Below are 13,442 nucleotides of genomic sequence, written 5' to 3' on the forward strand. Positions count from 1 at the left end.
ACTTTATTTCTGCTAAATATTCTAAACAATCTAAATCCGTTTTGAACTTATCTGTAAATTCTAAAATACTTTGTCCTGTAAACTTTTCCATACTTTAAATATACGAAAAAATTATAAGTAATTATCAGAACACCTCAAAAAATATATTAATGATAATTCTGCTTACAGAGTTGTGGCAGAACTTGGTTATATTTCAAATTCGGAACTTATTAATTTTGCTAATAATGAAGCTTAGTTTATTAAACAAACTGGTTTAGGCGTCACGCTTGGTTTTGGAAAGGAATGGCGAAGAGGGAAAACACGATTACAAGGTTTTTACGGGGCAGATGTATTGGTTACAATGAATTCTGGTTCATTTGGAGAATCAAAAACAAATGCAATTACAGGTGCTTTTATAGAAAGTAGTGAATTAAAAAAAAGTGTAGGTTTTGGAGCTGGCGTTCAAAGTTTTTTGGGTGCAGAATATTTTATATTTCCAAAATTTTCACTTGGTGCATAGTACACTTATCGTGTAGGATTTAGCAATGAAGGCGAATTTACAACTACCACAAAAATAGGAAATGCAGAACCTGTAATTGCAAATTTTGGAAAAACTTCAAATTACAATATTGGAAGTTTGGGTATACCATTTATCAATTTAACATTACATTTTTAAATTATTAAAGCATGAAAAATTTAAAAACAATATTATCCTTATTTATTTTCGCATTTTGCATATTTTCCTGCAGCAAAGACGAAGAAGCAAAAGCTGTTGCGGGTCCGATAAAGGAATATCCTATCGATATGATTAATATATGGTATGGATCTGTTACAACACTCGATTTTAATAATACTATAGCAACACAATTGCGATGGGAAATTAAAGCGAATGGTGTTTTAGAAATTACAAATGGCAACCAACCCAAAATCATTGGCGAATGGTACATGATTGGAAACATATTTACCAGTATCTATACATCCAGCACAAGAGCGAAAATTACATTTTAGTTGCTAAAAAGTAAAACACCTAATATGGTCGGTTTTGCAGGATTAAATGGTGAAACTTCGGGTTCTGGACGAGTATATGTGTTTTTGATTCAGATATTTGAAATCTATAAAAAGTTTATAACAGTTTATTGTTTGATTTAGTTGTTAGAAAAGGTTTGGCAAAAAGTCAAGCTTTTTTTCTTATTCTGACCTTGTTTCAGAATCTCATAATTTTCAATACCTTTGAGATATGAATCTAGAATCTCAAATAGCCAAAATATCCAGTTTTCAGCATCTGGAATTGCTCGCCAATCAAATTGTAGAAGGTTTTATTTCTGGAATGCATAAAAGTCCTTTTCATGGTTTTTCTGCCGAATTTGCAGAACATAAAATTTATAATGTTGGCGAAAGCACAAAACATATCGATTGGAAACTTTTTGCCAAAACCGACCGATTGTATACTAAAAAATACGAAGAAGAAACCAATTTGCGTTGTCATTTAATCGTTGACAATTCTAGCTCGATGCATTATCCAAAATTAAACGAAAATCAATTTTTTTATGAAAATAAAATTGGCTTTTCAGTATTAGCTTCGGCAGTATTAATGAACTTGCTTAAAAAACAACGCGACGCCGTAGGTTTAAGTATTTTTTCAGATAGCTACGAATATTTCTCGCCAGAAAAAGGATCTGATCGTCATCATAGAATGTTGCTCAATAAACTGGAAAGTATTCTTGAAACACCAAAAGAAACAAAAAATACGGATACGATTACTTATTTGCATCAAATAGCCGAAAAAATGCACCGCAGATCTATGATAGTTTTGTTTACAGATATGTTTCAAAAAGAGGATGATGAAAGACTTTTCAAAGCCTTGCAACATTTAAAACACAACAAGCACAAAGTAGTTCTATTTCATGTGGTCGACAAAAAAACCGAATTAAATTTAAATTACGACAATACGCCGCGCAAATTCATTGATTTGGAATCTGGAGAAGAAATAAACTTATTTGCTGAGAATGTAAAGTTGGAGTATGAAAAAGCAGTAAAAATTTACTTTGAAAAAGTAGCAAACACTTGTGCATTGTACAAAATTAAGTATGTTCCAGTGTCTGTAGACGAATCATTCGAAAAAATAATGTCAACCTATCTTGTTGAGAAACAAAAATTTGGATAAAATAAAAACAATTTTTAAAAATATTTTAAAAAAACACTTGCAAAAGTTAAAAATCATTGTATCTTTGCAACCGCAATAAAGCGAGGGTTTGGTAGTTCAGTTGGTTAGAATACGTGCCTGTCACGCACGGGGTCGCGGGTTCGAGTCCCGTCCAGACCGCTTTAAGGGATAAAGGTTTTCAGAAATGAAAACCTTTTTTGCCCCATAAAAGTACCTAAAATTAGTTGTGTTGTTCGCTACGAATTTGTAACTCGTAGCACGGTTTAGTAGTTAGACCAGTGAAAAGCTTTTCATCGAAAGATGAATGGCTTTTTTGTTTTAAGTCAAAAAAGTCTTTCCGAATTTTGCCAAACTATATATAAAAAAGTCCCTAGAAATATCAAACAAACCACAAACTTCATAAACGACGAAGCCAAAAATCCTAAAAAAGAACCTGTTGCCGCTTTCAAAGCCCGTTTCTTGTCTTTTTTGTCATAAATTAATTCTCCAATAAAAGCACCTAAAAAAGCACCCACAACAAACCCAAACGGAATAGGAATAAAAAATCCAACAATAAGTCCAATATTGGTTCCCCAAACACCATAGGAACTACCGCCAAATTTTTTGGTACCTTTGGCAGGAATTACATAATCTAGAATGGCAATCACAATGGTAACTAAAAGTGTTATTCCCAAAACCCAATAATTATTTGGTATAGCAGTTGTCAAATGCAATAATAACAGACCCAACCAACTAATCGAAGGTCCAGGAAGCACTGGCAAAAAACTACCAAATATTCCAGCAACTACACAAATTAAACCAAGTACCAATAAAATAGTGTCCATGAATCAGAAATTTAGTATTTTTGACCCTAAAAATAAGTATTTTTGAATTTGCAAATGAAAAATATTTTCCAAATCTTATTATTTTTGCTGATTTTTCAAAGCTGTCAGTATTTTGAAAAAAATGTGCCTGCAAAAGATGATTTGGTCAAAAAAGAATTGAATAAAATTAATTGGGATCAAGTCGATGAGTTCCCAAGTGCTTCGCAGTGCGACAGTATTATTGAAAAAGAAGAAAGAAAGAATTGTTTTTTTAGTTTTTTAAGCCAAACCATACAGCAAAAACTAGCAATAGATTCTATTAAAAAACTGTATCCAAAAATAGACAGTTTAAGCCTAAAAATTACCGTTTTGCCAGATTCAAAATTGGTTTTCGAATCTCAAGACACATTAAATAAATCAAAAATAGACAGTTTATTAAAAATTCATTTTAATGATTTTCCAACGGTAGAACCAGCCATAAAAAGGGGAATGAAAGTAAAATCACAATTTATTCTGCCAGTAATTTTAAAAAAAAAATAGTTTTTGTAGCAATTTCTTGCTTTTCATTTCAAGATTTTTCTTCCGTTTAAGTTTTTTTAAATTCCTGCAAGAGCTTCCTTTGTTCGCTTTGCAAAAATTAAAAAACGGAATTCAAAAAGCTTTCCATTTCAAACAAAGTTCACTGAACTCCAATAAAAATAAATATTTATGGGAAGTAATCTAGGCTAGTAGAATCTAGTAATATTCTAATCTTACTTTTTAAATTGCCTTCCTTTCCATTCATATTTTCCAAAAATAGAATATAAAACCACTAAAACCGAAAATAAAGGATAAACCAAACTGCAAAATAATATATGTTTTAAACGAATTTTGAAAAATCTGGCGGTTTTATTTAGCAAGATAAAGTCTATTATGAATTTTATCCAAAAAAACAATAAAAAATACCAATAACCAGAAGAACTTGAAATCCAAAACCCAAAATCCAAAACCCAAAACAAATTCATCAAAAAAACACTCAGACCCAATTGTTTTGCATAAAAACTAGTGTAATTGGCCGTTTTACTTGCCCAACGAACCCGTTGAAAAAACAAATCTCTCCAAGTTTTCATTGTTTGAGTTTCCACAATTGCCATTTCAGATTTTAAAAAACGAACAACTTCAGGATGATTAGTAATCGCTTTTTGCAATAAAAAAACATCATCGCCACTGGCAATATTCGAGTTTCCATCAAAACCATTTAATTCATAAAAAAATGATCTTTGATAGCAAAAGTTGGCACCATTGCACATAAATGTATTATCATTTCCAAAACTTCCAATAGTTGTACCTTGCAAACTCAACAAATCCAACTGCTGAAAATGATCAAGAAAACTACCTTTTGTTTTATAAAAAACACCAGCAGCAATCATTTTAGGGTTGTTTTCTTGAATATAATTATCGAAAGTTTTAAGCCATTTGGGTTGCACCACACAATCGGCATCGGTAGTAATAATCCAATCGTTTTTAGCAATTGTTATTCCCGAATTTATAGCGTCTTTTTTTGGAGAATTGGAACTTCTGAGATTATCAATAAGAGAAATCTGAAATCTAAAGTCTAAAATCTGAAATCTAAAATCTGAGGCATCATCCACCAAAATCACTTCAAAAAGATTCATCGGATAATCCAACATTGAAATCGAATCTAGCAATTTAGGCAAGTTCTCGTCTTCATTTCTAAAGGGAACAATAATAGTAAATTTCGTTTTTGGAATAATTTCTGAAACTTCAAAATTCTTTATTTTCGAAAAACCCATAATCAACCAAAGGATATTACTGAAATATACCAAGGCAATTATCGAAAATATAAAAACTAAGATTTCCATTTCGGTTTAAACTTTAGCACAAAATAACTACCAATTATTACTGGAATTACCACATTCAAAAACCACATTAAAGTAGTGATAAAAATAACAATCCATTCGTTAATTCCCATTAACGAGAAAAAATAAACACCAACACTTCCTTTTACGGCAAAATCCAAAAACTGAAAACTGGGCAACGATGAAGCCAAAAAATAAACAGTCATAATAGTTGCCATCATAGTAAAATAGGGCAACTGCACATCGAAAGTCAAAAACAAAAAATAATATTGATGCGAAAATGTAATATATCGCGCCATTCCCAATAAAATATTTTTTTGATGAATTGCTTTGGGAATTTCGTTAATTTTCTTAATAAACTTTTCAATGGAATAACCTTTAATTTTTATTTTTTTGGTGAAAAAAGTTAAAACAAAAAACAATAAAGCAAAACCAACTATCATGAGAACCCAAAATCTAAAACCCAAAACCCACAACCCGATAGTTCCAAAAGCAATAGACAAAATCAACTGAATTCCGTTGCAAATCAAGTTTAAAAAAACAATTTGTTTGGTTTTCGATTTTTCAAAATACAACGCTTTTCCAGCATATTCTCCAATACCATTTGGTGTAAAAATACCAGCAGTAAGTGCCGCCAAAACTTGCTTTGTAGCCTCGCCAATAGAAATTATTTTAAAAGAAGAAACTAGATTTTTCCATTTCAAAATCTCCAAAAACCGATTCAGAAAACTTAAAAATAAAATAAAGATTATACCGACAACAGATTGATTTTTTTGAAATAAAACAATAAATTTTTGCCAATCTAATTTTTCATTATCTGCCAATTGCTTGTAAATAAAATAAAATGCACCAACAACAATCAAAATTTTGATGCCAAGAACAAGGAATTGTTTAGTTTTGTGAGATATTGAAATCATGGTTGCAAAGTAAAGGAAAACTATAACGCAATCCTGCAAGGTTTACAAAAACCTTGTAGGTGTAAGTTTAATTTAGAATAAACCTACAAGGTTTTCAAAAACCTTGTAGGTGTAAGTTTAATTTAGAATAAACCTACAAGGTTTTCAAAAACCTTGTAGGTGTAAGTTTAATTTAGAATAAACCTACAAGGTTTTCAAAATCTTGCAGGATTAAAAATATGACAAACGAACGCATCATATTAGGTATCGATCCAGGCACAACCATCATGGGTTTTGGGCTTATCAAAGCAGTTGGTAAAAAAATGGAGTTTATCCAACTTAATGAATTGATTTTGAGTAAGTACGACAATCATTATCAAAAATTAAAAGTTATTTTTGAACGAACTATTGAGCTTATCGATACACACAATCCAGACGAAATTGCTATAGAAGCGCCGTTTTTTGGCAAAAATGTACAATCAATGTTAAAGTTAGGCCGAGCACAAGGTGTGGCAATGGCGGCGGGACTTTCCAGAGATATTCCAATAACCGAATATGAACCCAAAAAAATAAAAATGGCCATTACTGGAAATGGAAATGCCAGTAAAGAGCAAGTCGCAAAAATGCTACAACAATTATTAAATCTAAAAGAATTGCCAAAAAATCTTGATTCTACCGATGGTTTGGCAGCAGCAGTTTGTCATTTTTTTAATTCTGGTAAAGTGGTTGGAACCACAAGTTATTCAGGTTGGGATGCATTTGTAAAAGAAAATGAAAGTAAAATTAGAAAATGAGATAATTTGTCAATTAGAAAATTAATTAGTATTAAAAAAAATTCATTATCCCATTCTCAAAACTACAAATTATCTAATTGAAAATGTCAGGAATATATATACACATACCATTCTGCAAGCAAGCGTGCCACTACTGCGACTTTCATTTTTCGACATCAATGAAAAAGAAAGACGAAATGGTTTTGGCTATTGCCAAAGAAATTGAAATGCGTAAAAATGAATTCGAAAATGAAACTGTAGAAACGATTTATTTTGGTGGTGGAACTCCTTCAGTATTGCAAATTGCAGACATTAAATTTTTGATAGATGTTGTTTACAAAAATTACACAGTAATCGAAAATCCCGAAATTACTTTAGAAGCAAATCCTGACGATTTATCTGAGAATCGAATAATCGAATTATCAAACAATCGAATCAATCGTCTTTCAATTGGAATACAATCGTTTTTTGAAGACGATTTGAAGATGATGAATCGCGCACATAATTCGGCGGAAGCCAAAAATTGTTTGGAGATTGCCACCCAATATTTCAATAATATTTCTATTGATTTAATATATGGAATTCCGGGTATGAGCAACAAAAAATGGAAACAAAACATTGAAACCGCTTTAAGTTTTAGAATCAATCACATTTCAAGTTACGCCTTGACAGTCGAGCCAAAAACTGCCTTAAAAAAACTAATTGAAGTTGGAAAAATTGCGCAACCAAAAGACGAAGTAGCATCCGAGCATTTTCAAATATTGTTGAAAACATTGGAGGAGCATGGTTTTATTCACTATGAATTATCCAATTTTGGAAAAGAGAATTATTTTTCTAAAAACAATTCCGCGTATTGGTTAGGAAAAAAATACATTGGAATTGGGCCTTCCGCACATAGTTATAATGGAAAAAACAGAAGTTGGAACATTTCGAATAATGCCATTTATTTAAAATTTATACAAGAAAGTAAATTGCCATCGGAAACAGAAATACTCACCAAAACCGATCAATACAACGAATATATTATGACAGGATTACGAACCATTTGGGGCGTTTCATTAAATAAAATTGAAACCAATTTTGGTCAAAATTATTTAGAATATTTACAGAAACAATCTCAAAAATTCTTAAAAGACGAATTGCTTTTTATGGAGAATAATATTTTAAAACCAACAAAAAAAGGAAAATTTTTGTGCGATGGAATTGCATCAGATTTATTTATCCTGAATTCATTTCAGGATCTTTAGAAAATTTAATTGATATGATTAAAGGCTATATATATATTTTGACAAACAAGAATTTTACAGTTTTGTACGTTGGTGCTACAAAAAATTTAAAAATCAGAGTTCAACAGCATATTAATGGCACAGGAGCTGTTTTTACTAAAAAATATAATGCTACTGTTTTGATTTATTTTGAAGAGTTCGATGATTATAAAGAAGCATTTATTAAAGAAAAAAAATTAAAGAACTGGCATAAAACTTGGAAGTGGAATTTAGCAAAAGTGTCAAATCCTGAATTAAAAGATTTATATTTGGGATTATAAACAACATATCTCTCATAAAAAAGAGATACTGAAACGAGTTCAGTATAAATGATAGCAACAATCAATAATTTTCAAATCTATTTATAAAAACCCCTTGATATGTCTATTTCATTAACCAATACCGATGAAAATCCGATTGCGTGGTACATTGAAAAACCAGAAATAGAACCTGTAAAAGTGGGCGATTGGGTTAGAAAGGTTTCCGAAGGAAGTTCGACTAATTTCAACAACATATTTTTCAATCCACACGGACATGGAACGCATACGGAATGTTTGGGACATATTACGAGAGATTTTTATAGTATTAATGATAGTTTGAAACAATTTTTTTTCACTGCTGAATTGATATCGGTTGAACCGAAAATTGTTGGTGAAGATTTGATTATTACAAAAGAAAGCATTTCGTATGCGCTCGATGTGACAAAGCATAAAAATATTGAAGCTCTTATCATTCGAACATTACCTAATTTAGAACAGAAAAAATCGAAAAAATATTCACATACCAATCCGCCGTATCTTTCTGAAGAAGCAGCAATTTTCATTCGCGAAATCGGAATAAAACATTTATTAATAGATTTGCCAAGCGTTGATAGAGAAGAAGATGAAGGAAAATTATTAGCGCATAAAGCATTTTGGAATGTAAAAGATGTTAATAATTTGAATGCCGATGCCAGATTGGATTGCACCATTACTGAAATGATTTTTGTTGCTGATGAAATACTTGATGGTAGTTATTTTTTGAATTTACAAATTGCTTCGTTTGAAAATGATGCCAGTCCGAGTAAACCTGTTTTGTATAAAATTTCCTAACAGGTTTTCAAAACCTGTTAGGTTTAATTTGATTAAAAATGAATCTAGAAACTTATTATCAATATTGCCTTTCCAAAAAAGCGGTAACCGAACATTTCCCTTTCGATGAAGATACGCTCGTGTTCAAAGTGGGCGGAAAAATGTTTGCCTTATCATCATTAAGTCAATGGGAAAAAGGAACTCCAACTGTAAATTTAAAATGCGATCCTGATAAAGCGGAAGAATTACGAGCAGAATTCAATGACATTCAACCGGGTTATCACATGAGCAAAATTCATTGGAATACCATAAATGTGAATCAAGAAGTTTCGGATAAAATGATAAAAGAACTCATAGACCATTCCTACGAATTGGTTTTTAAAAGTTTAACCAAAAAAATTCAAATGGAAATTATCGAATTAGAAAATTAGATGTTACTTTTGTTTTTGAAAATTAAAAACCACGACTGAGTTATTTTCTGACTTAGCAACCTAAAATATTATGAAAGAACAGTTCAAAAAATTTTTAAATGAAGACCAAGATCCAAAATCCATTGAAAAAATCACTAATAAATTGCAAGATTTGTTAATGAAAAATGAGGAAATAGGATATATTGGAGTTCAAAAAAAACCAGCAATCAATGTTTTTCCAGACAGTATTGTCTTGACCAACAAACGAATTATTATGTGCAAACCCAAAAATTTGGGATTGTCTATGGATATTGTCGATTATGATTGGGATGATATTGCAGGAACATTTGTAAAAGAAAATATATTGGGTTCCGAATTTTCATTTTCAACCAAAACAGAATTGGTTATTAATATTGATTATATTCCAAAAACCCAAGCACGAAAGTTGCATACTTATGCCAAGGAGCAATTGGATTTAATTAAAAATCCAGTAGCAATAAATCCAGTTGTCGAGCCACAAATTCCTAATCAGGAATCAGTATCATTTTTAGCATCTGATCCAATTGAAAATCAAGTTTCTGAAGATATTTTAGAAGAAGAAGCACCTATTTCGTTTTTAGTTTCTGATCCAATTGAGAATGAAATTATTGAAGAAGTCGAAACGGAAGAAGTTTTTAGTTTTTCTGAAATTGTTCCAGCAAATTCGGTTCATTATGAGCCAATTCAAGAGGTTGCTACGCCAACATTCAAAGGAGAAAAAAAATTAAGCGAAATGAGTAGCGATGAGCTTTTTGCCAAACTTCAAAACTATAAAAGACTTTTGGATAATGGTTTGATTATGCAAGGAGAATACGATACTTATAAAAAAGAAATTTTGGCATATATGTAAAAACCTTAATGACTTTCAATACAATACTTCACCCAGTAATATAATGTATTTTAGTGGAAAGCTGGCTCCAACTCGTAGGAAGGCAAAAAGTTAATGGCAGGGCGCACTCAGTAGAGATATTTCAAAAAAACATTAAGATTCCATAACACCTTTTTGTTTCTCCACATAATAATCGGATTGCAATTTTAATAAATCAACGGCTCCTTTTTTCTTGTATTCATACAAATCTTTTTCATCCTTGATGTCTGCATAAATTTTATCATAAATAGACGCATCGGTTTGTTTTTGCAGATTTCTTTGGTAGTTGTTTTGCTCTATATGAGTTTTCAAAGCCGTTTCATTGTCTTCCAATTTAAAATCATATTCTCCTTTTGGAGATAATAATTTGGCAATGATTGGCGAAGTTTCAATAGCTAAAAATAGCAACATTATAAAAAATGATGGCAACCAAGGCAGTTTCCCTAAAGCATTAATTCTTGCCATTAATCCGTCGAAGCTGTCAATAATGGGTTGCGTTTCTGTTACTTTTTTATCTAAATCAGCTTGTAAGGTTTTTGATTTTTTCTCTAAAACCGCAATTTTCGCCAAATTATTTTTTTGCAAAGTATCTAAAGCTTTGAGCGAAGCATCGTGTTTTTGTCTTTTTTCTTTGTAAACTGGTCCTTTGCCTAATTTTTTTGTGCCAGAAGTGCCTTCGGCTTCTGTGATATAAGTAGAATATAATGCGTTTACTTCTTTTTCTTTTTTGATCATATCCGATTTTAGACTGTCAATTTCAGCTTTATTTTTGTCTAAATCAGTTTTGAAATAGTTTGCTACTTGCTTTTTGTTGGCCAAAGCCAAATCATTTTTTTCTTTTAGTAAAACCGTATTGATTTCTTTTTCGAAAATTTTAATTTCCAATGGTTTAGAAATTACGATGGCAATAATCATAGCCAAAATAATACGAGGCGTAGCTTGTAGAAATTCGCTCCCAATTCTGTCACGTTTTCGAATGGTGGAAACAATAAATCGATCAAGATTAAAAATGAGTAATCCCCAGATAAAACCAAAAAAAGAGGCATAATAAATATTGTCAAAAACAGTAAAAAGCGCATAACTAGCTGCTATAAAAGCCATTACTGCGGTAAAGAAAACTGTGGCGCCAATACCTGCGTATTTGGTTTGTTCTCCTTCGGAGCAACCTTCAAGGAGGTTTTTGTCTGCGCCTGAGCACAGAATAAAAAATCGTTTTAACATTGTGATTTGATTTTGATGATTGATTGATAACAAATTTAACGCCAAATTTTTAATTTAGACATAAAACGTTGATTTATTTTAAATTACCCCAATAAAAAAATTCCCTGCTACGCAAAGTTGCGTTAGGGATTGAGCAATTGTTTGAGCTCTTTTTTATTTTGTCCCTCGACTGCGCTCGGAATGACAAAATAAAAAAAGCGAGTGCGAAAGCCCGCCCTTGTTGCTACGTAATGTAACTTATATACTGAGATTTTCGCCAACAAGGAACGCCCAAAAAGTAATATTTCTACTTACTACAACTAAAAACAAAAGCGGGAGGAAGATTCAGGAATGTAAAATCGATTTTCACTTTGTTATAAATCGATTTTAATTTTGACAATGCATTTAGCGAATATTGAAACTGGATAAATTTTCCTTTTTCTGATAATGATTCGAAGGATTTTTTTAGAATTGTATCAACAACTTCATCTGGAATCATTGCAAAAGGCAAGGATGAAATGATATAATCTGCTTTATTACAATAATTTACATCTAAATAATGTTCTATTTTTTCGGCACTGTCGTTGATGATGACTAGTCTGGCATCGTCAATTTTTTGTAGTTCTTCATAAAAAGCTGGATTGATTTCAAATACGAGTAGCTTAGCATCAACATTCATTTGTTCTAGCAACTTATGCGTAAAAACGCCTGTTCCAGGTCCAAATTCGACAATACAATTGGCATTTTTGAAGTGAATTGGTTTTAGCATTTTTTCAGCAAGAAAAGAGGAACTTGGAGACAATGCTCCAATGGTTCCTCCTGATTTGAATACCTCGGATAAGAATTTTGTTTTACTCAAAATATTTTGTGATTATTTTCTTAATTCTACAAAATATTTGTAAAATAATGGAATGGTTTCAATGCCTTTCAAGTAATTAAAAATTCCAAAATGTTCATTTGGTGAATGTATTGCATCGGAATCCAAGCCAAATCCCATTAAAATGGTTTTGCTTTTTAATTCTTTTTCGAATAAGGCAACAATAGGAATGCTTCCGCCAGAGCGTACAGGAATTGCTGGAACTCCAAAGGTTTCTGTGTAAGCTTTGTTGGCCGCTTTGTAGCCAATACTGTCAGTTGGTGTTACATAACCTTGTCCGCCATGATGTGGTTTTACCTTAACTTTTACACCAGATGGTGCAATACTTTCAAAATGTTTTTTGAATAATTCTGTGATGGTTTCCCAATCTTGATTTGGCACCAATCGCATTGATATTTTTGCAAAAGCTTGACCTGCAATGACTGTTTTTGCACCTTCGCCAGTGTATCCTCCCCAAATTCCATTGACATCCAAAGTTGGTCTAATGGAGTTTCTTTCATTGGTAACGTATCCTTTTTCTCCGTAAACATCATTTAAGTCTAATGCTTTTTTATAATTTTCGAGATTAAAAGGCGCTTTAGCCATTTCAGCTCTTTCTTCTGTAGATAATTCTTCAACATTGTCATAAAAACCCGGAATAGTTATATGATTATTTTCGTCGTGAAGCGATGCAATCATTTTGCACAACACATTAATTGGGTTGGCTACAGCACCACCATATAAACCAGAATGTAGGTCACGATTGGCACTGGTTACTTCAACTTCTACATAGCTCAATCCACGCAATCCTGTTGTGATGGATGGTTGTTGGTTGGAAATCATTCCAGTATCTGAAATTAAAATCACATCGCATGATAATTTTTCTTGATTGCGTTCTACAAACCATGAAAGCGATTTTGATCCTACTTCTTCTTCGCCTTCAATCATAAAACGAATGTTACACGGCAGCGAATTTGTTTTCATCATCCATTCGAATGCCTTAATGTGCATGTAGATTTGTCCTTTATCATCGCATGCACCACGTGCATAGATTTCTTCGTTTTTTATTACAGGTTCGAATGGTGGTGAATCCCAAAGGTTGAGAGGATCGACAGGCTGAACATCGTAATGTCCATACATGATTACAGTTGGTAATTTTGCATCGATTATTTTTTCAGCATAGACGATAGGATGACCTTTCGTAGGACAGATCTCAACCTTGTCCGCACCTGCTTTTTCGAGCTGGTTTTTTATAAATTC

The 13,442-nt window shown here is 31.9% G+C and carries 16 protein-coding genes, 1 tRNA gene and 1 pseudogene; 11 read left to right on the plus strand and 7 right to left on the minus strand.

Annotated elements, in window-relative coordinates:
• A pseudogene (locus RMN92_RS08520) lies at nt 1–91 on the minus strand (IS1595 family transposase); the annotation flags it as partial.
• Between the two features lie 249 nt (nt 92–340).
• On the opposite strand from RMN92_RS08520, the gene RMN92_RS08525 reads away from it, so the two are divergent.
• The 4 genes from RMN92_RS08525 to RMN92_RS08540 all read left to right on the plus strand — a co-directional run bounded on the left by RMN92_RS08525 (nt 341) and on the right by RMN92_RS08540 (nt 2,302).
• On the plus strand, nt 341–499 hold the full coding sequence (locus RMN92_RS08525; RefSeq protein WP_309609047.1) for a hypothetical protein: 159 nt from the start codon (nt 341–343) through the stop codon (nt 497–499).
• 167 nt (nt 500–666) lie between these two features.
• Complete coding sequence (locus RMN92_RS08530; protein WP_309609048.1) at nt 667–987, plus strand: hypothetical protein; 321 nt, start codon at nt 667–669, stop codon at nt 985–987.
• A gap of 229 nt (nt 988–1,216) precedes the next feature.
• Nucleotides 1,217–2,143 carry a DUF58 domain-containing protein gene (locus RMN92_RS08535; protein WP_309609049.1) on the plus strand — a complete coding sequence of 309 codons (927 nt, stop codon included), beginning with the start codon at nt 1,217–1,219 and terminating at the stop codon, nt 2,141–2,143.
• 85 nt (nt 2,144–2,228) lie between these two features.
• A tRNA-Asp gene (locus tag RMN92_RS08540) sits at nt 2,229–2,302 on the plus strand.
• 164 nt (nt 2,303–2,466) lie between these two features.
• Here the strand turns inward: RMN92_RS08540 and RMN92_RS08545 are convergent.
• On the minus strand, nt 2,467–2,967 hold the full coding sequence (locus tag RMN92_RS08545; protein WP_309609050.1) for a DUF456 domain-containing protein: 501 nt from the start codon (nt 2,965–2,967) through the stop codon (nt 2,467–2,469).
• A 54-nt stretch (nt 2,968–3,021) separates the two neighbouring features.
• Here RMN92_RS08545 and RMN92_RS08550 point away from each other — a divergent pair, with 54 nt between their 5' ends.
• Nucleotides 3,022–3,486: a hypothetical protein gene (locus RMN92_RS08550; protein ID WP_309609051.1), complete on the plus strand. Its 465-nt coding sequence runs from the start codon at nt 3,022–3,024 to the stop codon at nt 3,484–3,486.
• A 212-nt stretch (nt 3,487–3,698) separates the two neighbouring features.
• On the opposite strand, the gene RMN92_RS08555 is transcribed toward RMN92_RS08550, so the two are convergent.
• Both RMN92_RS08555 and RMN92_RS08560 read right to left on the minus strand, forming a co-directional pair.
• On the minus strand, nt 3,699–4,808 hold the full coding sequence (locus RMN92_RS08555; RefSeq protein WP_309609052.1) for a glycosyltransferase: 1,110 nt from the start codon (nt 4,806–4,808) through the stop codon (nt 3,699–3,701).
• Nucleotides 4,796–5,722 (minus strand): hypothetical protein, encoded by a 927-nt coding sequence (locus RMN92_RS08560; RefSeq protein WP_309609053.1) that lies wholly within the window; start codon nt 5,720–5,722, stop codon nt 4,796–4,798. Before RMN92_RS08560 ends, RMN92_RS08555 begins: the two co-directional genes overlap by 13 nt.
• A gap of 218 nt (nt 5,723–5,940) precedes the next feature.
• Between RMN92_RS08560 and ruvC the strand changes: the two genes are divergently transcribed.
• The 6 genes from ruvC to RMN92_RS08590 all read left to right on the plus strand — a co-directional run bounded on the left by ruvC (nt 5,941) and on the right by RMN92_RS08590 (nt 10,108).
• Nucleotides 5,941–6,495, plus strand: a complete 555-nt coding sequence (gene ruvC / locus RMN92_RS08565) for a crossover junction endodeoxyribonuclease RuvC (protein WP_309609054.1) — start codon at nt 5,941–5,943, stop codon at nt 6,493–6,495.
• Nucleotides 6,496–6,578: 83 nt separating this feature from the next.
• Nucleotides 6,579–7,721: a radical SAM family heme chaperone HemW gene (gene hemW, locus RMN92_RS08570; RefSeq protein ID WP_309609055.1), complete on the plus strand. Its 1,143-nt coding sequence runs from the start codon at nt 6,579–6,581 to the stop codon at nt 7,719–7,721.
• 14 nt (nt 7,722–7,735) lie between these two features.
• Complete coding sequence (locus RMN92_RS08575) at nt 7,736–8,020, plus strand: GIY-YIG nuclease family protein (RefSeq protein ID WP_309609056.1); 285 nt, start codon at nt 7,736–7,738, stop codon at nt 8,018–8,020.
• Nucleotides 8,021–8,119: 99 nt separating this feature from the next.
• Nucleotides 8,120–8,830: a cyclase family protein gene (locus RMN92_RS08580; RefSeq protein ID WP_309609057.1), complete on the plus strand. Its 711-nt coding sequence runs from the start codon at nt 8,120–8,122 to the stop codon at nt 8,828–8,830.
• Between the two features lie 38 nt (nt 8,831–8,868).
• Nucleotides 8,869–9,240 (plus strand): MmcQ/YjbR family DNA-binding protein, encoded by a 372-nt coding sequence (locus tag RMN92_RS08585; RefSeq protein WP_309609058.1) that lies wholly within the window; start codon nt 8,869–8,871, stop codon nt 9,238–9,240.
• Between the two features lie 70 nt (nt 9,241–9,310).
• Nucleotides 9,311–10,108, plus strand: a complete 798-nt coding sequence (locus RMN92_RS08590) for a PH domain-containing protein (RefSeq protein ID WP_309609059.1) — start codon at nt 9,311–9,313, stop codon at nt 10,106–10,108.
• A gap of 132 nt (nt 10,109–10,240) precedes the next feature.
• On the opposite strand, the gene RMN92_RS08595 is transcribed toward RMN92_RS08590, so the two are convergent.
• From RMN92_RS08595 to RMN92_RS08605, 3 genes are all read right to left on the minus strand, one after another.
• Nucleotides 10,241–11,347 (minus strand): DUF4407 domain-containing protein, encoded by a 1,107-nt coding sequence (locus RMN92_RS08595; RefSeq protein ID WP_309609060.1) that lies wholly within the window; start codon nt 11,345–11,347, stop codon nt 10,241–10,243.
• Between the two features lie 286 nt (nt 11,348–11,633).
• Nucleotides 11,634–12,185 carry an rRNA adenine N-6-methyltransferase family protein gene (locus RMN92_RS08600; RefSeq protein WP_309609061.1) on the minus strand — a complete coding sequence of 184 codons (552 nt, stop codon included), beginning with the start codon at nt 12,183–12,185 and terminating at the stop codon, nt 11,634–11,636.
• A 12-nt stretch (nt 12,186–12,197) separates the two neighbouring features.
• A partial coding sequence (locus RMN92_RS08605) for a dipeptidase (protein WP_309609062.1) occupies nt 12,198–13,442 on the minus strand: 1,245 nt, incomplete at its 5' end.

It is taken from the genome of Flavobacterium sp. (genome assembly GCF_031363805.1).
Classification (GTDB): Bacteria; Bacteroidota; Bacteroidia; order Flavobacteriales; family Flavobacteriaceae; genus Flavobacterium.

What these genes read in the sequence shown, in the direction of transcription:
- RMN92_RS08575 (WP_309609056.1), top strand. Translation starts at nt 7,736, where the DNA reads ATGATTAAAGGCTATATATATATTTTGACAAACAAGAATTTTACAGTT.
- RMN92_RS08595 (WP_309609060.1), bottom strand. Translation starts at nt 11,347, where the DNA reads ATGTTAAAACGATTTTTTATTCTGTGCTCAGGCGCAGACAAAAACCTC.
- RMN92_RS08550 (WP_309609051.1), top strand. Translation starts at nt 3,022, where the DNA reads ATGAAAAATATTTTCCAAATCTTATTATTTTTGCTGATTTTTCAAAGC.
- ruvC (WP_309609054.1), top strand. Translation starts at nt 5,941, where the DNA reads ATGACAAACGAACGCATCATATTAGGTATCGATCCAGGCACAACCATC.
- RMN92_RS08560 (WP_309609053.1), bottom strand. Translation starts at nt 5,722, where the DNA reads ATGATTTCAATATCTCACAAAACTAAACAATTCCTTGTTCTTGGCATC.
- RMN92_RS08580 (WP_309609057.1), top strand. Translation starts at nt 8,120, where the DNA reads ATGTCTATTTCATTAACCAATACCGATGAAAATCCGATTGCGTGGTAC.
- RMN92_RS08525 (WP_309609047.1), top strand. Translation starts at nt 341, where the DNA reads ATGAATTCTGGTTCATTTGGAGAATCAAAAACAAATGCAATTACAGGT.
- RMN92_RS08535 (WP_309609049.1), top strand. Translation starts at nt 1,217, where the DNA reads ATGAATCTAGAATCTCAAATAGCCAAAATATCCAGTTTTCAGCATCTG.
- RMN92_RS08555 (WP_309609052.1), bottom strand. Translation starts at nt 4,808, where the DNA reads ATGGAAATCTTAGTTTTTATATTTTCGATAATTGCCTTGGTATATTTC.
- hemW (WP_309609055.1), top strand. Translation starts at nt 6,579, where the DNA reads ATGTCAGGAATATATATACACATACCATTCTGCAAGCAAGCGTGCCAC.
- RMN92_RS08585 (WP_309609058.1), top strand. Translation starts at nt 8,869, where the DNA reads ATGAATCTAGAAACTTATTATCAATATTGCCTTTCCAAAAAAGCGGTA.
- RMN92_RS08545 (WP_309609050.1), bottom strand. Translation starts at nt 2,967, where the DNA reads ATGGACACTATTTTATTGGTACTTGGTTTAATTTGTGTAGTTGCTGGA.
- RMN92_RS08530 (WP_309609048.1), top strand. Translation starts at nt 667, where the DNA reads ATGAAAAATTTAAAAACAATATTATCCTTATTTATTTTCGCATTTTGC.
- RMN92_RS08590 (WP_309609059.1), top strand. Translation starts at nt 9,311, where the DNA reads ATGAAAGAACAGTTCAAAAAATTTTTAAATGAAGACCAAGATCCAAAA.